Annotated in this window: 18 protein-coding genes and 1 tRNA gene; all 19 read left to right on the forward strand. The window is 55.8% G+C overall.

Annotated features, from left to right (window positions below; all coding sequences use genetic code 11):
• Positions 1-113 precede the first annotated feature (113 nt).
• The 19 genes from PY793_RS05395 to PY793_RS05485 all read left to right on the forward strand — a co-directional run bounded on the left by PY793_RS05395 (position 114) and on the right by PY793_RS05485 (position 19399).
• Positions 114-776 carry an ATP-dependent Clp protease proteolytic subunit gene (locus PY793_RS05395; protein ID WP_275177059.1) on the forward strand — a complete coding sequence of 221 codons (663 nt, stop codon included), beginning with the start codon at positions 114-116 and terminating at the stop codon, positions 774-776.
• Between the two features lie 120 nt (positions 777-896).
• Positions 897-2162, forward strand: a complete 1266-nt coding sequence (clpX, locus tag PY793_RS05400) for an ATP-dependent Clp protease ATP-binding subunit ClpX (RefSeq protein ID WP_275177060.1) — start codon at positions 897-899, stop codon at positions 2160-2162.
• A gap of 201 nt (positions 2163-2363) precedes the next feature.
• The gene (gene lon / locus PY793_RS05405; protein WP_275177061.1) at positions 2364-4865 is read left to right on the forward strand and encodes an endopeptidase La; all 2502 of its coding nucleotides are present in this window, start codon (positions 2364-2366) and stop codon (positions 4863-4865) included.
• Positions 4866-5006: 141 nt separating this feature from the next.
• The gene (locus tag PY793_RS05410; protein WP_275177062.1) at positions 5007-5294 is read left to right on the forward strand and encodes an HU family DNA-binding protein; all 288 of its coding nucleotides are present in this window, start codon (positions 5007-5009) and stop codon (positions 5292-5294) included.
• Between the two features lie 87 nt (positions 5295-5381).
• Positions 5382-5456, forward strand: a tRNA-Val gene (locus PY793_RS05415).
• Between the two features lie 213 nt (positions 5457-5669).
• Entirely contained in the window at positions 5670-6035 is a 366-nt protein-coding gene (locus tag PY793_RS05420) for an NADH-quinone oxidoreductase subunit A (RefSeq protein WP_275177063.1), read from the forward strand.
• A 14-nt stretch (positions 6036-6049) separates the two neighbouring features.
• Positions 6050-6613: a NuoB/complex I 20 kDa subunit family protein gene (locus PY793_RS05425; protein WP_275177064.1), complete on the forward strand. Its 564-nt coding sequence runs from the start codon at positions 6050-6052 to the stop codon at positions 6611-6613.
• Positions 6606-7265, forward strand: coding sequence for an NADH-quinone oxidoreductase subunit C (locus PY793_RS05430; protein ID WP_275177065.1), 660 nt, complete (start codon positions 6606-6608; stop codon positions 7263-7265). Before PY793_RS05425 ends, PY793_RS05430 begins: the two co-directional genes overlap by 8 nt.
• Entirely contained in the window at positions 7265-8548 is a 1284-nt protein-coding gene (locus tag PY793_RS05435) for an NADH-quinone oxidoreductase subunit D (RefSeq protein ID WP_275177066.1), read from the forward strand. Before PY793_RS05430 ends, PY793_RS05435 begins: the two co-directional genes overlap by 1 nt.
• Positions 8545-9180, forward strand: a complete 636-nt coding sequence (locus PY793_RS05440; RefSeq protein WP_275177067.1) for a complex I 24 kDa subunit family protein — start codon at positions 8545-8547, stop codon at positions 9178-9180. The genes PY793_RS05435 and PY793_RS05440 overlap by 4 nt, the downstream gene beginning before the upstream one ends.
• A gap of 11 nt (positions 9181-9191) precedes the next feature.
• Complete coding sequence (gene nuoF, locus PY793_RS05445) at positions 9192-10520, forward strand: NADH-quinone oxidoreductase subunit NuoF (RefSeq protein WP_275177068.1); 1329 nt, start codon at positions 9192-9194, stop codon at positions 10518-10520.
• A 5-nt stretch (positions 10521-10525) separates the two neighbouring features.
• A complete protein-coding gene (nuoG, locus tag PY793_RS05450; RefSeq protein WP_275177069.1) occupies positions 10526-12607 on the forward strand; it encodes an NADH-quinone oxidoreductase subunit NuoG in 2082 nt (693 codons plus the stop codon).
• A gap of 5 nt (positions 12608-12612) precedes the next feature.
• Positions 12613-13644 (forward strand): NADH-quinone oxidoreductase subunit NuoH, encoded by a 1032-nt coding sequence (nuoH, locus tag PY793_RS05455; RefSeq protein ID WP_275177070.1) that lies wholly within the window; start codon positions 12613-12615, stop codon positions 13642-13644.
• Positions 13641-14129 (forward strand): NADH-quinone oxidoreductase subunit NuoI, encoded by a 489-nt coding sequence (nuoI, locus tag PY793_RS05460; protein ID WP_086645424.1) that lies wholly within the window; start codon positions 13641-13643, stop codon positions 14127-14129. Before nuoH ends, nuoI begins: the two co-directional genes overlap by 4 nt.
• Positions 14130-14165: 36 nt before the next feature.
• Positions 14166-14879, forward strand: a complete 714-nt coding sequence (locus tag PY793_RS05465; protein ID WP_275177071.1) for an NADH-quinone oxidoreductase subunit J — start codon at positions 14166-14168, stop codon at positions 14877-14879.
• Positions 14876-15199 carry an NADH-quinone oxidoreductase subunit NuoK gene (nuoK, locus tag PY793_RS05470; protein WP_179290120.1) on the forward strand — a complete coding sequence of 108 codons (324 nt, stop codon included), beginning with the start codon at positions 14876-14878 and terminating at the stop codon, positions 15197-15199. Before PY793_RS05465 ends, nuoK begins: the two co-directional genes overlap by 4 nt.
• Positions 15200-15207: 8 nt before the next feature.
• The gene (gene nuoL / locus PY793_RS05475; protein WP_275177072.1) at positions 15208-17148 is read left to right on the forward strand and encodes an NADH-quinone oxidoreductase subunit L; all 1941 of its coding nucleotides are present in this window, start codon (positions 15208-15210) and stop codon (positions 17146-17148) included.
• Between the two features lie 62 nt (positions 17149-17210).
• Positions 17211-18653: an NADH-quinone oxidoreductase subunit NuoN gene (gene nuoN / locus PY793_RS05480; protein ID WP_275177073.1), complete on the forward strand. Its 1443-nt coding sequence runs from the start codon at positions 17211-17213 to the stop codon at positions 18651-18653.
• Positions 18650-19399, forward strand: a complete 750-nt coding sequence (locus tag PY793_RS05485) for a biotin--[acetyl-CoA-carboxylase] ligase (RefSeq protein WP_275177074.1) — start codon at positions 18650-18652, stop codon at positions 19397-19399. Before nuoN ends, PY793_RS05485 begins: the two co-directional genes overlap by 4 nt.
• The last annotated feature ends 2 nt before the right edge of the window (positions 19400-19401 follow it).

The following is a 19401-nucleotide window of genomic DNA, read 5'->3' on the forward strand; positions in this document are numbered from 1 at the left end:
TTCGTTTCTGGGGTGGCATATTGCCACTTTATCTCTATCTTGAATCAGTGTGCCTGACCCTGGTTCTGTCCATGGCAGAGGCAGGGAGGGGCGTTTAAGTTTTTTGTACGGGAATGAGTGGTATGAGGGATCGTGATCCCGTTGAGATTTTCAGCAATGCACTGGTGCCAATGGTGGTCGAGCAGACCTCCCGCGGTGAACGGGCTTTTGATATCTATTCCCGCCTGTTGCAGGAACGGATCATCTTCCTGACCGGGCCTGTCTATGATCAGGTGGCTTCGCTTATTTCCGCGCAGCTTCTGTATCTGGAAAGTGTGAACCCGACCAAGGAAATTTCCTTTTACATCAACAGCCCCGGTGGTGTTGTGTCGGCCGGTCTGGCTATTTACGACACCATGCAATACATCCGCAGCCCCGTAAGCACGGTGTGCATCGGTCAAGCGGCATCCATGGGGTCTCTGCTGCTGGCTGGTGGTGAAAAAGGGCGCAGGTTTGCCCTGCCCAACGCGCGCGTTATGGTGCATCAGCCTTCTGGCGGCGCACAGGGGCAGGCGAGTGATATTGAAATTCAGGCCAAGGAAATTCTGATTATCCGGCAGCGCCTGAACGAAATCTACCGTGAACATACTGGCCGTACGCTGGAAGAAATCGAGCAGAAGCTTGAGCGTGATAGCTACATGTCCGCAGCCGAAGCCCAGTCTTTTGGCATTGTGGATGAAGTGATCAGCCACCATAAAGCGGTCGAAGCAGGTAAAAAGGATAAAGGTCATCCTTAATCTGGCATACTTTAATCCTCCTGTTGCAATAAGGAGGATGTCTGTTCCTGGGCATGCAGCAAAAGCTCAGGGTTTGGCCCCCGGTTCCATGGAGTCCGGGGTGATCGGGGGAGTGGGCTGATGAGTGGAAAGTCCGGAGAGTCCAAGAACACGCTGTATTGCTCGTTCTGTGGCAAATCACAGCATGAAGTGCGCAAGCTTATTGCTGGCCCCACCGTGTTTATCTGCGATGAATGCGTCGAACTCTGCATGGATATCATCCGTGAAGAGAACAAGACCCTGCAGGTCAAGTCGCGCGAGGGTGTTCCTACCCCCAAAGAAATCTGCAAGGTTCTGGATGACTATGTTATTGGTCAGATGCAGGCCAAAAAGGTGCTCTCCGTAGCGGTGCATAACCACTACAAGCGCCTGTCGCAGGTGACCAAGGCTGGCGATGTGGAAATTGCCAAGTCCAATATCCTGCTCATTGGGCCTACGGGTTCGGGCAAGACCCTGCTGGCCCAGACTCTGGCGCGCATTCTGGATGTCCCCTTTACTATGGCTGACGCCACAACCCTGACAGAAGCGGGGTATGTGGGGGAAGATGTCGAGAACATCATTCTCAAGCTGTTGCAGGCATCCGATTACAATGTGGAGCGCGCCCAGCGCGGGATTGTCTATATTGACGAAATCGACAAGATTTCCAAAAAATCGGACAACCCCTCCATCACGCGTGACGTGAGTGGTGAAGGCGTTCAGCAGGCTCTGCTCAAGCTGATGGAAGGTACTGTTGCTTCTGTTCCCCCGCAGGGTGGCCGCAAGCATCCACAGCAGGAATTCCTGCAGGTGGATACGACCAACATGCTCTTTATCTGCGGTGGGGCCTTTGCCGGGCTGGACAAGATTATTTCCGCACGAGGCAAGGGTACGGGTATTGGCTTTGGAGCTGATGTGCGCTCGCTCGATGACCGCCGGATGGGGGAAATCCTGCATGATGTTGAGCCTGAAGACCTGATGAAGTTTGGCCTTATTCCCGAATTTATCGGGCGTCTGCCGGTTCTGGCAACGCTGGGTGATCTGGACGAGGCCGCACTGATCAAGATTTTGACCGAGCCCAAAAATGCTTTGGTCAAGCAGTACCAGCGTCTTTTCCAGATGGAAGATGTTCAGCTATCCTTTACGGATGATGCGCTCAAGACCATTGCGGACCGGGCTATCGTTCGTAAGACCGGTGCCCGTGGGTTGCGTTCCATTCTGGAAAGCATTCTCATGACGACCATGTTTGACCTGCCTGGGCTCGATACGGTCGAGGAGGTTGTTGTCAATCGAGAGGTGGCGGATGGCAAAGCCAGTCCGGTCTATGTTTATGGTAAGAAAAAAGACGTGCCAGCAGAGCAGTCCGCCTGAGGCAGGTTAGATTTTAGCGTAAACAGCACGAGCGGGGTACCTGTTCGTGCTGTTCTTGCCTCTGCCCTATTGTTCCGGGCTGTGGGCATAACAACATAAGAGAAACACGGAGGTGTCCCTTTTGGGGCGTCTTCTTCAGTGCAGGGGCATGCCGCTTGGCGGGTGCCCGGCACCGATCGTCCTTATCGGGAGGTCATGACGATGGCTGATAACGAAAAACCGGCACCACGTCGCAGGCGCAAGAATGATCAGGCAGTTTCGGCCGTGTCCGAACAGTCTGTTCCTGTAGTTGATGCAACTGTTGCGGAAGCTCACACCAAGCATACCCATGTAGCTGTTCTGCCGCTGCGTGATATTGTGGTTTTCCCCCACATGATTGTTCCGCTGTTTGTCGGGCGGGAAAAATCCGTACGGGCTCTGGACTCGGTTACAAAAGATGACCGGCACATTCTGCTGGTAGCCCAGAAAGACGCGGCACAGGACGACCCCTCACCGGACGATATTTATCGGGTTGGCACGCTGTCCACCATCTTGCAGTTGCTCAAGCTGCCCGATGGCACGGTCAAGGTGCTGGTTGAAGGGGTTCGCCGCGTGCGCGTTAAGGCGCTGCATGAGGTAAATGGCCACTTTGAAGCCGATATTGAGGAGATGCCAGCCGAGGCGGCCATTGGCCCCGAAGCGGAGGCTCTGGGCCGTTCCATCGTGTCGCAGTTTGAGCAGTATATGAAGCTCAACAAGAAAATTGCGTCCGAAGTGCTGGTCTCGCTTAACCAGATCAATGATCTGTCCAAGCTTGCAGATACAGTGACGAGCCATCTTTCGCTCAAGATTTCCGAAAAACAGGAAATTCTGGAAGCCCCAACAGTGCAGGGGCAACTGGAAAAGGTTTTCGGCCATATTGAAGCAGAGATAGATGTGCTTCAGGTGGAAAAGAAAATCCGCAACCGTGTCAAACGTCAGATGGAAAAGACACAGCGCGAGTACTATCTGAACGAGCAGCTCAAGGCCATTCAGAAAGAACTTGGCGAAGGTGAAGATGGCAAGGACGAAACAGCCGAAATTGAAGAGCGGATCGCCAAGACCCGGCTCTCCAAGGAAGCGCGCGAAAAAGCTCTGAGCGAGCTTAAGAAGCTGCGTGGCATGAGCATGATGTCCGCCGAGTCCGGGGTCGTGCGGAACTACCTTGACTGGATTTTGAGCATTCCGTGGAAAAAACGGACCAAAGTGCGGCATGATCTGGTTGAGGCCGAAGAAGTTCTGGATGCCGATCATTACGGGCTGGAAAAAGTCAAGGAACGTATTCTGGAGTATCTGGCGGTTCAGAGCCGTTCGCAAAAACTCAAGGGGCCGATTCTGTGTCTTGTCGGGCCTCCGGGTGTAGGCAAGACTTCTCTTGCACGTTCCATCGCCAAGGCAACGGGGCGGCATTACGTACGCATGTCTCTGGGGGGTGTGCGGGATGAGGCTGAAATTCGTGGCCACCGCCGGACCTATATAGGCTCCATGCCCGGCAAGATCATTCAGGGTATGAAAAAGGCGAAGGTGTCCAACCCGCTCTTCCTGCTTGATGAAATTGACAAGCTGGGTTCCGACTGGCGCGGTGATCCGGCATCGGCGCTGCTGGAGGTGCTCGATCCCGAACAGAACGGTACGTTCGCCGACCATTATCTGGAAGTTGATTACGATCTGTCCGATGTCATGTTCGTGACAACGGCCAACAGTCTGGATATGCCCCAGCCGCTGCTGGACCGCATGGAAGTCATTCGCCTGTCCGGTTACACGGAGGATGAAAAGGTCGAGATTGCCAAGCGTCACCTCATCAGCAAGCAGGTTGAGGCGCATAACCTCAAGCCGGGCGAATGGTCGATCAATGAGGAAGCCCTGCGTGACGTTATCCGGTATTACACGCGTGAAGCCGGGGTACGTAACCTTGAGCGTGAACTGGCCAAACTTGCCCGTAAGGCGGTGAAGGAGATCGTGACCGGCAAGGCCAAGAAGGTCGCGGTTACGGCGCGTAATCTGGAAAAATACGCAGGCGTACAGCGCTTCCGCTATGGTGAGACCGAGGCGGAGGATATGGTTGGCGTTGTTACCGGTCTGGCCTGGACCGAAGTGGGCGGGGAAATCCTGACCATTGAGAGCGTTATGGTGCCAGGCAAGGGCGGTATTGTGGAAACCGGCAAGCTGGGTGACGTCATGAAGGAGAGCATCTCTGCGGCGTTCTCGTTTGTGCGGAGTCGGGCTACCAGTTTTGGAATCGTGCCAACTCTCTTCGACAAACGCAGCTTCCATGTGCATGTGCCCGAGGGTGCGACTCCTAAAGACGGTCCTTCCGCTGGGGTTGCCATGGTGACATCCCTGGTAAGTGTCCTGACCGGTATTCCCGTTCGCCGTGATGTCGCCATGACGGGTGAAATAACACTCAGGGGGCGTGTTCTGGCTATCGGCGGGCTGAAGGAGAAGCTTCTGGCGGCTGTTCGTTCGGGTATTCGCACGGTGTTTATTCCGCAGGAAAATGAGAAAGATCTGGCGGAAATTCCTGACAGCGTGAAGAAGAATCTGGAAATTGTACCTGTTTCGCATGTGGATGAAGTTCTGGCCCGTGCGCTGGTCAGCCAGCCACAGCCGATTCATTGGGAAGAGGTGCCCGAAACAGTGCCCGCCAATGGTGCGCAGGCAGTTACTTCGGTGCTGCCACATTAACCAAAATGCACGAGAAGACCGAAGTTTGCGTTTGCTTGGTTGACGTAGGAAAAAACGGCTTCATAGTGCGTTCAGGCAGCGGAGAGGCGGACGAAACCCGCCCGCCGCCCCTATGAATTGAAAGAAAGTGAAAGGCGTAAGATGGAGAAGCCGCTTAACAAGCAGGAGCTCGTCTCAGCAGTAGCAGAGACCGTTGACCTGCCGAAGGCTAAGGCCGGAGAAGTGGTCGACGCCGTATTCGGTGCGATTGAAAAAGCTCTGTCCACAAAGCAGGAAGTACGTCTGGTGGGCTTTGGTACGTTTGTGACCGCAACCCGCAAGGCTGCCAAAGGCCGTAACCCCCGTACCGGCGAGGAAATTGATATTCCGGCTTCTACCTCTGTCCGCTTCAAGCCGGGCAAGGCACTGAAGGACGCTGTTAGCAAATAATCCTCCTTCGGATTTTATTTCAGACCGGCCGACAATTTCTTTAAAAAAGAGGTTGTCGGCCGTTTTGTTTTGTGACACATAGGGCGCGGGCGATTAGCTTAGCGGTAGAGCATCTCGTTTACACCGAGAGGGTCGGCGGTTCGATCCCGTCATCGCCCACCATTCCCAACAATTTGTGTTGTGGAGCAGAGTAATTTATTCTGCTTAATGGCTTCCTCCTCCGGGCAGGGAGCCTTTTTTTTCGCCAAATCATTTTATTCACAACAAAGTGGCCACGACCATACGCGTTCGTGCATGGCCGTCTGCATTTTGCGGGTCTAGGGTGGCTGCATTAAACGGCTTATTACAAGCCTTTCATGCGCGCGGGAATTTTCCATGCAGTCTGTTCTAGGCGATTATGCTCCGGTTCTGATTTTTGGTTGCGTATCGGTTGTTATCGCGGCCGCAATGCTCGGTATGGCTCTGTTGAGTGGGCACCAAAAACCATACCCTGAGAAGCTCACGGCGTATGAGTGCGGGTTTGGTCCTTTTGATGATTCCCGACGTCGTTTTGATGTCCGGTTTTATCTGGTGGCCATTCTGTTCATTATTTTTGATCTGGAAGTCGCATTTCTGTTCCCCTGGGCTATCAGTCTGGGGCGGATCGGGCTGTTTGGTTTTTTATCCATGCTTGGCTTTCTGGCCGTGCTGGGGATCGGCTTTTTATATGAATGGCGCAAAGGCGCGCTGGACTGGGATTGAGAGAGGACGCCAGCATGACCACACATCACGACGAAAACGCCATTATGTGGAACAGGGAGGCCCTGGCTCCGGGACCCGAACAGGATGCGGTGGTCCGCGGCATTACCGGGGTTCTGGCTGAAAAGGGCTTTGTGGTTGCAAGTCTGGACAAGCTGGTTAACTGGGGGCGTACGGGCAGCCTGTGGCCCATGTCCTTCGGGCTTGCGTGTTGCGCAGTGGAAATGATCCACGCGTATATGCCACGTTACGATCTGGACCGTATGGGTATTATCCCGCGCGGGTCGCCCCGGCAGTCTGATGTGATGATTGTGGCAGGAACACTCACCAACAAAATGGCCCCGGTTCTGCGTCGTCTGTATGAGCAGATGGCCGAGCCGCGGTGGGTTATTTCCATGGGGTCATGCGCCAATGGCGGGGGGTATTACCATTACTCCTACTCTGTTGTGCGCGGGTGCGACCGCATTGTGCCCGTGGATGTATATGTGCCGGGCTGCCCCCCAACGGCCGAGGCGCTCATATACGGCATTATGTTGCTTCAGAAAAAAATTCGTCGGACAGGGACTATTCTCCGTGGCTGATATTTCCGTAAATCCAAGGCAGGCCCGGCTGGAAGGGCAGTTGTCCTCTCTGGCGTTTACGTTTCTCGCATCCCAACCCCATGTGTCTTATGCAGCGGTGGAAAAGGGTGAACTGGTGGTGCGCACCACGCGTGAGCACCTTGTGCCGTTCCTGACCCTTTTGCGCGATGACCCACGCTACAGGTTCGAGCAGTTGATGGATCTGTGTGGTGTGGATTTTCCTGCCCGGGTCCAGCGGTTCGAGGTGGTCTATAACCTGCTGTCCGTCACCTATAACCGCCGCATCCGGGTGGTGATCAGCACGGACGAGTATGGAGCAGTGCCATCGGTGCATCATCTCTGGCCATGTGCGACATGGTGGGAGCGCGAATGCTACGACCTGTTTGGCGTAATGTTCTCCGGTCAGCCCGATCTGCGCCGGATTCTGACAGATAACGGGTTCGAAGGACATCCGCTTCGCAAGGACTTCCCGCTGACCGGGTATGAAGAGGTCCGTTATGATGCTGAACGCAGGCAGGTTGTTAAAGAACCTGTTTCATTAACGCAGGATTTCCGTGATTTTGATTTTGTTTCTCCATGGGAAGGTATGCTGACCCTGCCGGGAGATGAAAAAGCACACGAAGTCCGGCAGGGTATGAAGAGGTCCTCCTGATGACAAAACAGGACAATACCGAATCTCTCACGTTTGCGCAGACGATCCTGCGGGAGGATATTCCCCAAAGCCTTTTGCCAGACGAGAAAGCTTTGGAAATTGAGAAGAAGGTTGTCGAAATTGACTCCCATGCCCTCAATTTTGGTCCCCAGCACCCGTCTGCTCATGGCGTGTTGCGTCTGGTGCTGGAAATGGAAGGGGAACTTGTCGCGCGCGCCGTGCCTCATATCGGGCTTTTGCACCGGGGGACGGAAAAGCTGATTGAATACAAGACGTATCAAAAAGCCCTGCCGTATTTTGACCGTCTGGATTACGTCTCCCCCATGTGCGAGGAGCAGGCGTTTGCTCTGGCTACGGAAAAACTGCTGGGAATTGATATTCCAGAACGCGCCAAGTGGCTGCGCGTCATGTTTGCGGAAATTACCCGTATTTTAAACCATATTCTCAATCTGACCGCCATGGGGCTGGACTGCGGTGCGGTTACCCCGGCTTTGTGGGGATATGAAGAGCGCGAGAAACTTCTGGAATTTTACGAAGCAGCATCTGGTGCACGTTTCCATGCCAATTACTTTCGTCCCGGAGGTGTCGCACGGGATATTCCGGCCAGTCTGGAAGACCGGATCGGGGTATGGGCCAAGGAGTTTCCTGCGTGGATTGATGCGCTGGAAGGTCTGCTGACTGAAAACCGGATATGGAAACAACGCACTGTTGGTATTGGTGTTTTTACAACCGAGCAGGCTCTGGCCTGGGGGTTTAGTGGCCCGTGCCTGCGTGCGTCTGGCGTGCCTTGGGATCTCAGGCGCAACCAGCCTTATGATAACTACCATAAGGTGGACTTTAATGTGCCCGTGACCCGGCAGGGTGATTCGTATGATCGCTATCTGGTGCGCGTTGCCGAAATGCGTGAAAGCGTAAAAATTATCGAGCAATGCCTGAGCCAGATGCAGCCGGGCGACATTAAAATACAGGACCCCAAGTTCAGCCCGCCCCCCAGAGCGGATATGAAGCGTTCCATGGAAGCCCTGATCCATCACTTCAAGCTGTTTAGCGAAGGGTACCATGTGCCTGCGGGCTCCACCTATACTGCGGTGGAAAGTCCCAAGGGGGAGTTTGGCGTCTATCTGGTGGCTGATGGCAGCAACAGGCCGTATCGGTGCAAAATCCGTCCAACGGGTTTTGCGCATCTGCAGGCCATAGATGAACTCTCACGCCGGGGTATGCTGGCTGACATGGTGGCCATTATCGGGTCGCTTGATCTTGTGTTTGGGGAAGTTGATCGATGAGCACAGCCTGGACCCCGGCGGAACAGCCGGACAGCTTTGTATTCGATTCTGCATCGGAGGCGGAAATTGCTGGTGTTGTCAGCAAGTATCCGGAGGAGCGCAAGGCAAGTGCTGTTATGCCCCTGCTCTACATTGCTCAGCGGCAGATGGGGCGACTAACCGGGAGTGCCTGGGTGCCTGTGGCGGCCATGGATGTGATTGCCCAGCGCCTGAGCATGGCCGCCATGCGTGTTTACGAAGTGGCCTCTTTTTACACCATGTTCAACACACGCCCCATCGGGCGTTACCATTTGCAGGTCTGCACCACCACGCCCTGCTGGCTGCGTGGTTCTGACGATGTGGTGGCAGCATGCCAGAAAGCGACAGGCATCCAGCATTTTGGAGAAACCAGTGCAGATGGCCTGTTTACCATGACTGAAGTGGAGTGCCTTGGTGCCTGTGCAAATGCACCCATTCTGCAGGTTGATGATGATTTTTATGAAGATATGAATGCCGAAAGCACGGCGCAGGTCATAGCCGAGTTGCGTGCAGGGCGCAGGCCCATGCCCGGCCCGATGGTCAATCGCAGTGTTTCGGCTCCAGAGGGTGGGCAAAAAACGTTGCTTTCATCCTCCACGGCGGATCAGGAATAGGAGAGACGGCCATGCTGGCTGACAAGGACCGGATCTTCACCAATCTTTACGGGCAGAATGACTGGCGGCTGGAGGCAGCCCGCAAGCGGGGGGACTGGGCCAATACGGCAGATATTCTTGCCATGGGTCGGGATGCCATTGTTGCGGAAATGAAGGCATCTGGGTTGCGTGGGCGCGGTGGGGCGGGTTTTCCTACCGGGTTAAAATGGTCGTTCATGCCTAAACAGTCCGATGGGCGGCCACATTATCTGGTGATCAATGGCGATGAATCCGAACCGGGCACCTGCAAGGATCGGGAGGTTATGCGCCATGAGCCGCACAAGCTCATAGAAAGTGCTCTGATCGCATCTTTCGCCATGGGAGCGCATGCTTCCTACATTTATATCCGTGGGGAGTTCTGCCGCGAGGCAGAGCGGCTACAGGCTGCCATTGATGAGGCCTATGCCGCAGGGCTGCTTGGTCAAAATGCTGCTGGCAGCGGCTGGGATTTTGATTTCCGTATCCACAGGGGGGCTGGTGCCTATATCTGTGGTGAAGAAACCGCCTTGCTGGAAAGTCTGGAAGGTAAAAAAGGCCAGCCCCGTATGAAGCCACCATTCCCCGCAGGAGTGGGGCTTTATGGCTGCCCGACCACAGTCAACAATGTGGAAAGCATTGCCGTAACATCTACCATCATGCGGCGCGGGGCAGTCTGGTTTGCAGGGCTTGGACGCCCGAATAACGCGGGTTCCAAGCTCATGGCCATTTCCGGTCACGTCAACACACCTTGCGTGTTCGAGGAAGAACTGGGGGTGCCGCTCAAAGAAATCATAGAAAAGCACGGCGGCGGTGTGCGGGGGGGATGGGATAACCTTCTGGCGGTTATCCCCGGTGGCTGCTCCGTGCCACTGCTGCCCAAATCGGTCTGTGAAACTGTTCTGATGGATTACGACAGCCTGCGTGCCGAGCGTTCCGGTCTTGGCACGGGCTGTATGATTGTTATGGACAAATCGACTGATATTGTAAAAGCTATTGCAAAGTTCTCAAAATTTTTCAAACACGAAAGCTGTGGTCAGTGCACCCCCTGCCGCGAGGGGACAGGCTGGATGATGCGTATGATGGACCGGATGGTTCAAGGACGTGCAGATATTGAAGAAATTGATCTGCTTGAGCAGGTCACGCGGCAGGTTGAAGGGCATACGATCTGTGCGCTTGGCGATGCCGCGGCTTGGCCCATACAGGGGTTGATCCGGCATTTTCGCCCGGAAATGGAAGAACGTATCCGCCAGTACAAAGCTGCACATGGCAGTGCCGGGCTGGTGCAGGTTCCCGCCGGTGGCGTTCCGGTAGCAGTGGAGTAACGGCAATGGTCAGGGTAATTGTTGATGGTACGCCAGTAGATGTGCCTCCCGGTTCCAGCGCTTTGCAGGCCTGTGAGGCCGCAGGCAAGGAAATCCCGCGCTTCTGCTACCACGAGCGCCTGTCCGTTGCGGGTAACTGCCGTATGTGTCTGGTGGAGGTGGCGCGTGCGCCCAAACCAGTTGCCTCCTGCGGGTTCCCCGTTGCGGATGGCATGCAGATTTTTACGGATACCGAAGTGGTGCGCCGTGCCCGCCGGGCCGTTATGGAATTTTTGCTGATCAACCACCCGCTTGACTGCCCGATCTGTGATCAGGGTGGGGAGTGCGATCTGCAGGATCAGGCTTACGGTTATGGTTCTGGTGTTTCGCGCTATAGGGAAGACAAGCGCGCCGTAACGGATAAGGATCTGGGGCCGCTGGTTAAAACGGTCATGACCCGCTGCATCCAGTGCACACGATGTGTGCGCTTTAGCACGGAAGTTGCCGGAACCCCCGAACTTGGTCTGGTATCACGCGGGGAAAATGCCGAAATTACCACATATGTGGAAAAAGCCCTGACCTCCGAACTTTCGGGTAATCTGATTGATGTCTGCCCGGTTGGAGCGCTAACGGCCAAGCCTTCGGCTTTCCATGCCCGTTCGTGGGAATACAGGAAGACCGATAGTATTGATGTCATGGATGCGCTGGGCACCAACATTCAGGTGCAGGCCCGTGGTGGGGAGGTCATGCGGATTGTTCCGCGTGTGAATGATGATGTGAACGAAGAATGGCTGTCTGATAAAGGCCGTTTTTCCATTGATGGCCTCAAGCGCAGACGACTGGACAGGCCGTGGGTGCGGGTTCATGGAAAAATTTCTTCTGTTTCATGGAAAGATGCGCTCATAGCCCTTGCGCGCCGGTTTGATGGCGTTCCGGGCGACAGGATCGGGGCCATAGCCGGTGATCTGTGTGATGCGGAAAGCCTGTGCGCCATAAAAGACCTTTTGCAGAGTCTTGGTTCCACCAATCTGGATTGCAGGCAGGATGGTGCCTGGTACGATACAAGTGCCCGTGCGGGTTACCTGTTTAACAGTGACATAAGCGGGATAGATCAGGCCGATGCGCTGTTGCTTGTTGGCACCATGCCCCGGCATGAAGCTCCGGTGCTGAATGCGCGCATTCGCAAACGCTTTGTGGATGCTGGCCGGGGTGGTTTTCCCATTGGCATGATCGGCACGCCCTCGGCGGATATGACATATGATGTTACCGTGCTGGGCAATGGGCCGGATGTGCTGGCGGATATTCTGAGCGGGCAGAATGCGTTTGCCGAAGTTTTGCAAAACGCCAAAAACCCCATGATCATTGTAGGGCATTCTGCCCTGACCCGGCATGATGCCCCCGCAATCTACGCAGCCTGCCGTGAACTGGCCCATGCCTGTGGTGCCATAACGCCTGAATGGCAGGGGCTGAACATTCTGCACACGGCGGCGTCACGCGTTGGGGCGCTGGACCTTGGATTCCTACCCGGCCCGCATGGGTGCGATGCGGCCAGCATGCTCCGTGGCGGGGTGGAAATCCTGTGGTTGCTGGGGGCGGATGATGTTCAGCTTGACCGTATCCCGCCTGAAACATTTGTCGTGTATCTGGGCCATCATGGGGACGCGGCGGCAAAGCGGGCGGATATTATACTCCCCGGTGCAGCCTATACCGAAAAACCGGGTACATATGTCAATACGGCAGGGCGGGTGCAGCAGGCTTTCCGCGCTGTCTTTGCTCCGGGTGAAGCGCGGGAAGACTGGCGGATTATTCGGGCTTTTTCCGAAGTGCTGGGTCGTACCCTGCCCTATGACACGCTGGAGCAGCTGCGGGCGCACATGGCGCAGGTCAACCCGGTTTTTGCCATGAATGGAGCCAGCACACCGCGCCTGACCAGCACAACGACAGGGCAGGCCGAACCCGCCAGCGGGCAGGTGGGTGAGCTTATGCTGGCTCCGTTCCGTCCTGTTATTCAGGATTATTACCAGACCAACGTCATAAGCCGTGCCAGCCAGACCATGGCTGAGTGTTCAAAGGTTTATGGCACGGCGCCTGCGGTTGCAGCGGAGTAAGGGCAATGGCATATTTTTTCTACCAAACCCTTGTGGGCCAGATCCTGCTGATGCTGCTGGAAACGCTGGCGGTACTGGTGCCGTTGCTGATTGGTGTTGCCTACCTTACGCTGATGGAGCGCAAGGTTATGGCCGCCATGCAGCAGCGCCGGGGGCCAAATGTGAATGGCGCCTTTGGTCTGTTGCAGGCCTTTGCCGACGCGATCAAGATGATTGTGAAGGAAACGGTTATTCCCGCAGGGGCCAACCGTGTGCTGTTCCTGTTCGCGCCCTTCCTGACCTTCTCGCTCGCCATGGCGGCATGGGCGGTTATTCCTACAGGTAACGGGCTGGCGGTTGCCAATATCAATGTCGGTATCCTGTACCTGCTCGCCATGTCCTCCCTTGGGGTTTATGGCATGCTCATTGCCGGGTGGGCTTCCAACTCGCGCTATGCATTCCTGGGTGGCTTACGCTCTGCCGCGCAGATGGTTTCTTACGAGGTGTCCATCGGGCTGGTGATCGTGTCTGTCCTGCTGGCGGTGGGAAGCCTGAACCTGAACGATATTGTGCTGGCGCAACGGCACATATGGTTCTGTGTACCCATGTTTCCCATGTTCATCGTGTTTTTTATTTCTGCTCTGGCGGAAACCAACCGTGCACCGTTTGATCTGCCCGAAGGGGAGAGTGAACTGGTTGCGGGCTTTTTTGTGGAATATTCATCGCTCGCCTTTGGCCTGTTCTTTCTGGGCGAATATGCGAACATGATCCTCATGTCCTCCATGGTCAGCATTCTGTTCCTGGGTGGCTGGCTGCCCCCTCTGGGCATTGCGCCGCTGACATGGGTGCCCGGTCCACTCTGGCTGATTTTTAAAATCCTGTTCTGTCTGTTTGTCTTTATCTGGGTGCGCGCCACGTTCCCGCGCTACCGTTACGACCAGCTTATGCGGCTGGGGTGGAAGGTGTTTCTGCCTTTCTCGCTGCTGTGGATGATCGGCACGGCCGGGTTCCTTATGGCAACAGGTCTGCTGCCTCACATGGGAGGGGTAAATTCATGAGCGCTCTTGGCACCACATTGCGGTCTTTTCTGCTCAAGGAACTGGCTGCGGGCATGGTTTCCACGTTCCGTATGATGTTCCAGCCCAAAGTTACGCTGAACTACCCGTACGAAAAAGGGCCGCTGTCCCACCGTTTCCGGGGCGAGCATGCCTTGCGGCGTTACCCCAATGGGGAGGAGCGCTGCATTGCCTGCAAGCTGTGCGAGGCCACATGCCCGGCAGAAGCCATTACCATTGAGGCCGAACAGCGTGACGATGGCTCCCGCCGGACCACGCGTTACGACATTGACATGACAAAATGCATCTATTGTGGCCTGTGCGAAGAGGCCTGCCCGGTGGATGCAATTGTTGAAGGCCCGAACTATGAGTTCGCCACGGAAACCCGTGAGGAACTCATGTACGACAAGGGCAAGCTGTTAGCGAATGGGGACCGTTGGGAAACCCTGCTCGCACGGAGGCTGGAACTCGATGCACCGTATCGTTGAGCAGATGCAGACCACCCCAGGGCAGGAGGTTGGCCAATGATGGCACAGCTCGTTTTTTACGTTTTTGCGGCGGTACTGCTGCTTTCGGCTTCTATGGTCATCAGTGCACGTAACCCGGTTCATGCGGTTTTGTTCCTGATCCTCGGTTTTTTTAATGCGGCGGGGCTGTTTCTGGTCGCTGGTGCCGAGTTTCTGGCCATGCTGCTGGTCATTGTTTATGTGGGGGCGGTGGCGGTTCTCTTCCTGTTTGTGGTGATGATGCTGGATATAGATTTCAGCCGCCTGCGCGAAGGGTTCCAGCGTTATGCCCCTCTGGGGGTGTGCATTGGAGGCGTCCTGCTGGCCGAGCTGGTCATGGCCTTCAGCAACTGGCGCATGGCGCCTGCGGGTGTGGTTGCACCTTTGGCCGTGCAGCCGGGGCTGACCAATACCGCTGCCTTGGGCACGGTTATTTACACGCATTATGTGCTGCTGTTTCAGACCTGCGGGCTGGTTCTGCTGGTCGCCATGATTGGTGCGATTGTGCTGACCCTGCGGGATACGGCTACAGGTCGCCGCCAGAACATCGGCCGCCAGCATGCACGCACACGTGAAGAAACGCTGGAGCTTGTTAATCTGCCACTTGGCGAAAACGTGTTTGAGCAGGGAGGTTTCCTGCGCCCCAAAGGCTCCTATTACGAAATTGCGGTTCCCGGCTCCTATGGCGCGGGTGAGCCGGAAAAGACGGAAACTGAGGAGAAAGGCGCATGAATACGGCAATCGCGTCTGTAGGGCTCGGGCCTTACCTGTTTGTCAGTGCGGCCCTTCTGGTTCTGGGGGTGTTCGGGATTTTTCTGAACCGTAAGAACATTATTGTTCTGCTCATGTCCATGGAGCTGATCCTGCTTTCCGCAAACCTCAATCTGGTTGCGTTTTCCTCGGCTCATGGGGATCTGTCGGGGCAGGTCATGGTGCTGTTCGTGCTGACCATTGCTGCTGCCGAAGCCGCAATCGGTCTGGCTATTGTTACGGTTTACTTCCGTAACCGCGGCTCCATCCAGGTCGAAGACGTGACGATGATGAAGGGATGAGCAGCGTTATGCAAACAGAACTCACTCTGTTTTCCGTTGCCGTGCTGACGCCTCTGGCGGGAGCGGTTGTGGCTGGTCTTGGTGGCCGCTTTATGGGGGATACGCTCGCCAAGGTCGTGGCCATTGCCTGTATGGCCGTTGCTGCCCTGTGTAGTATGGGTGCGCTGTGCAACGCATGGCTTGAGGGTTTTCCTCACGCTGCTGTGCCGCTGGCGCAGTGGGTGCATGCCGGGGGCTTTGACGCAACATGGACCCTGCGGTTTGACACGCTTTCCGTCACCATGACCGCCATGGTGCTTACGGTTTCGCTGCTCGTGCATTGCTACAGTATCGGCTACATGAGCCATGAGAGCATGCCGACCTACCGTTTTTTCTCCTACCTTTCGCTTTTCACCTTCGCCATGCTCATGCTGGTTTCTTCCAATGACCTGATCCAGCTCTTCTTTGGCTGGGAAGGTGTCGGGCTGGCCAGCTATCTGCTGATTGGCTACTGGTACGACCGTCCGGCAGCTACGGCTGCGGCCATAAAGGCCTTTGTGGTCAACCGTGTGGCGGATCTCTTCTTTATTGTTGGCATTGGTCTGATTTACGTTCTGTTCCACTCGGTGCAGTACGATACCATTTTTTCCGCCGTGCCAGAGGTGCTGAACGCTCCTTATTCGCTCTGTGGCGTTTCCTTCCGGATGCTGGAAGTCATCTGTTTTCTGCTGTTTGTCGGGGCTATGGGCAAGTCGGCCCAGTTGTTCCTGCACACATGGTTACCTGATGCCATGGAAGGCCCCACACCTGTTTCCGCCCTTATTCATGCCGCAACCATGGTTACGGCGGGTGTGTTCCTTATGGCGCGTATGTCGCCATTGCTGGAGTTTGCGCCAGGCACGCGTACCTTTGTTATTCTGATCGGGGCAACAACCTGCTTTTTTGCCGCAACTGTTGGTATGGTGCAGCCCGATATTAAGCGGACCATCGCGTATTCAACCTGTTCGCAGCTTGGCTATATGTTTGCAGCCGTTGGGGTGGGGGCTTATCAGGCAGCAGTATTCCACCTGACCACGCATGCGTTTTTCAAGGCACTTCTGTTCCTTGCCGCAGGTTCGGTCATTCATGCGATGCATGATGAGCAGAATATGTTCCGTATGGGTGGTTTGTGGAAAAAACTCCCCGTCACCTATGTGGTCATGTGGCTGGGTAGTCTGGCGCTGGCCGGGGTTTATCCTTTTGCCGGTTACTGGTCCAAGGATGCCATTCTCAACGCGCTCTGGGCGTCTGATGCATCCTACAGTCATTACGCATGGGCTATGGGCAGCATTACCGCGTTCCTGACGGCATTTTATAGCTGGCGCCTTCTGTTTCTGGTCTTTCATGGCAAACCGCATGATGACCATGCCCGCGATCATGCGCATGAAAGTCCTGCGGTTATGATCGTGCCGCTGCTGGTTCTTTCTGTTGGCGCTGTTGTGGCCGGTGTGGTGCTGGCACCGTTCTATATTGGCGCGCATCAGAGTGCGTTCTGGAACGGGGCTATTGTGAATGCGCCTGCCAACCACATTATGGAGGTGTTTGAGCATGTGCCTGCGCTCATTGCCCTGCTTCCCAGTCTTGCGGGGCTTGCGGGCATTGCGCTGGCGTTTGTGCTGTATGTGAGTGCGCCACAAATGCCTGCCGCACTGGCTCGTAGCTTTGGGCCAATCTACCGCTTCTTGCTCAATAAATGGTATTTTGACGAACTGTACGACAGGATTTTCGTGCGTCCGTATGCCGCACTGGCCCGTGTGCTGTGGAAAGGTGCGGATGAAGGGGTCGTGGAAGGTCTGCCGCTTGATATTGTGCGGGCCACGCAGGATGGCGCGTTGCAGGCTGTCAGGCTTCAGAGTGGTTCCATTGCCATTTATGCCTTTACCATGCTGGCAGGACTTGTGGTGCTGCTGACAGTTGCGCTGTGCGGGTGATTTAGCATGACCAACGCCATTCCGACCCAATTCTCTTCCTATCCTCTGCGGAGTGCGCAGCGATGAGTGTGACAGTGTTCAACTGGACTGTAGCCCTGCCCGAAATTGTTCTTGCCCTGTCGGGTATTGTCATTCTGGTGGCCGGTGTGCTCCAGCGGAAAGGGGAGGGTTTTTTTCTCGCTGCCATCCTCAGTCTGGCTGCGTTTCTGGTCAGTGGTTTTCTGGTTGTGCTGTCTCCTTCGGGGGCGGGGTATGCGGGCACTTTTGTGAATGACGGTTTTGCCCGGTTCATGAAGGTGCTTATTCTGGCTGGCGGCTTTGTGGCCGTGGCGTTGAGTGTAAGTTACCGTACCCCTGACCGGCGGCCTCTACCGTTCGAGACCCCGGTGCTCATGCTGTTTTCCACACTGGGAGCCATGCTTATGGCGTCCTCAGCCAATTTGATGACACTGTTTGTCGGGTTGGAACTGTCCTCGCTGTCCATTTACATCCTGTGCGCTCTGGAGCGGGATAATGTCCTCTCGTCCGAGGCGGGGATGAAGTATTTCATTCTTGGCTCCCTCGCGTCGGGCCTGCTGCTGTATGGTATTTCGCTCGTGTACGGGTATGCGGGGACTATGGAATATACCGGTCTGGTGGATGCAGTCCGGGCGGCAGTCATGCCCCCCATGGGTCTGGTGGTGGGGATTGTCTTTATTGTTGTCGGCTTGTGCTTCAAGCTTTCCGCCGTGCCGTTCCATATGTGGACGCCCGATGTGTATCAAGGTGCGCCAACACCGGTTACGGCGTATATGGCCGGGGCTCCCAAGTTTGCAGCTTTTGCCCTGTTCCTGCGCGTTATGGCCGGGCCGTTTGGTTCCGTTGCTCCCCGCTGGCAGATTCTGGTGGAAGCGGTATCAGTCCTGTCCATGGTTTATGGGGCTTTTGCAGCTATTCCGCAGACCAATATCAAACGGCTTATGGCTTATTCCTCCATCGGGCATATGGGCTATGCCATGATGGGACTGGCTGCGGCCTCCACAGCGGGTACGCAGGCCACGCTCGTTTACCTTGCTGCCTATTTTGTTATGAACGCCGGTGTTTTTGCAGGTATTACCGCCATGCGCCGTAACGGGCGTGAGGTTAACTCCATTGCGGATCTGGCGGGTCTTGGACGCTCGGACCCGGCTATGGCGCTTGCTCTGGCCGTATTCATGTTCAGCATGGTAGGCGCGCCGCCTCTGGCTGGCTTTTTTGGCAAGTTCATGGTTTTTGCCGCAGCATGGCAATCCGGCCTTTACGTGCTGGTGTGCGTTGGCGCATTGTCCAGCATTGTCGGTGCCTATTACTATCTGCGGGTTGTAAAAGTTATGTATTTTGATGCGCCAGCCCATGTGCTGGACCGGCCCGCCCCCAGTCTTCTGTTTGTTTCTGGCGGGATGGGTGTGGCAACTGTTGTTTTCGCTGTTGTGCTTGGGCCAATCATGTCCGTTGCGCATCAGGCCGCACTTGCTCTGGCGGGATGAGCGGGCAAGGTGATTTCTGGCGGCTTACCTGTTTTGATGAGTTGCCATCTACTTCCGATTATTGCCTGAATGCCTGCCGTTCTGGCGGTTCTGTTGCCGGGCTGGCGGTTCTGGCACGGCGGCAGACCAAAGGTCGGGGCAGCCGCGGCCGCACATGGCTCGATGGCGGGCAGGGGCTTGCGCTCAGCGTTGTGTTTGACGGAGCGCATGCCGGCCCGGAGGCGCTGGGGGGGTGGCCTTTTGTGGCGTCCCTTGGGTTTTATGATGGGCTTTTGCGCGCGCTGCCCACTGCCCGATCTCATCTCATGATCAAATGGCCGAACGATATTCTGCTGGATGGGTGCAAGATGGGCGGTATCCTCATCGAGCGGGAAGACCCTTATGTTCTTATTGGTCTGGGAGCCAATCTTGTTTCGGCTCCTGATCCGGGCGTGCTGGGTCGGCAGGTTGCCTGTCTTGCGCATTATGGTGTGGTCCCGGATGTGGAGGTTGTAGCCCGGCATGTGCTGGACGGGCTTGCGTTCTGGTCCGGGCAATGGCGGCAAAAAGGTTTTGCCGCCATTCGCGCCGCCTGGCTGGAAAGGGCGCATCCTGTGGGGACCCCCCTTGTCGTTCAGGGCGGGACTACTTATGAGAAGGGGCTCTTTGCAGGTCTGGCCTCAGATGGCCGCCTGCTGCTGGACACGGAAGATGGCATGAAGACAATCGCAACAGGGGATATTCTGCTTATGGAAAAGGGCGCATAGGA

Source organism: Acetobacter fabarum, assembly GCF_029069195.1.
Taxonomy (GTDB): Bacteria; Pseudomonadota; Alphaproteobacteria; order Acetobacterales; family Acetobacteraceae; genus Acetobacter; species Acetobacter fabarum_A.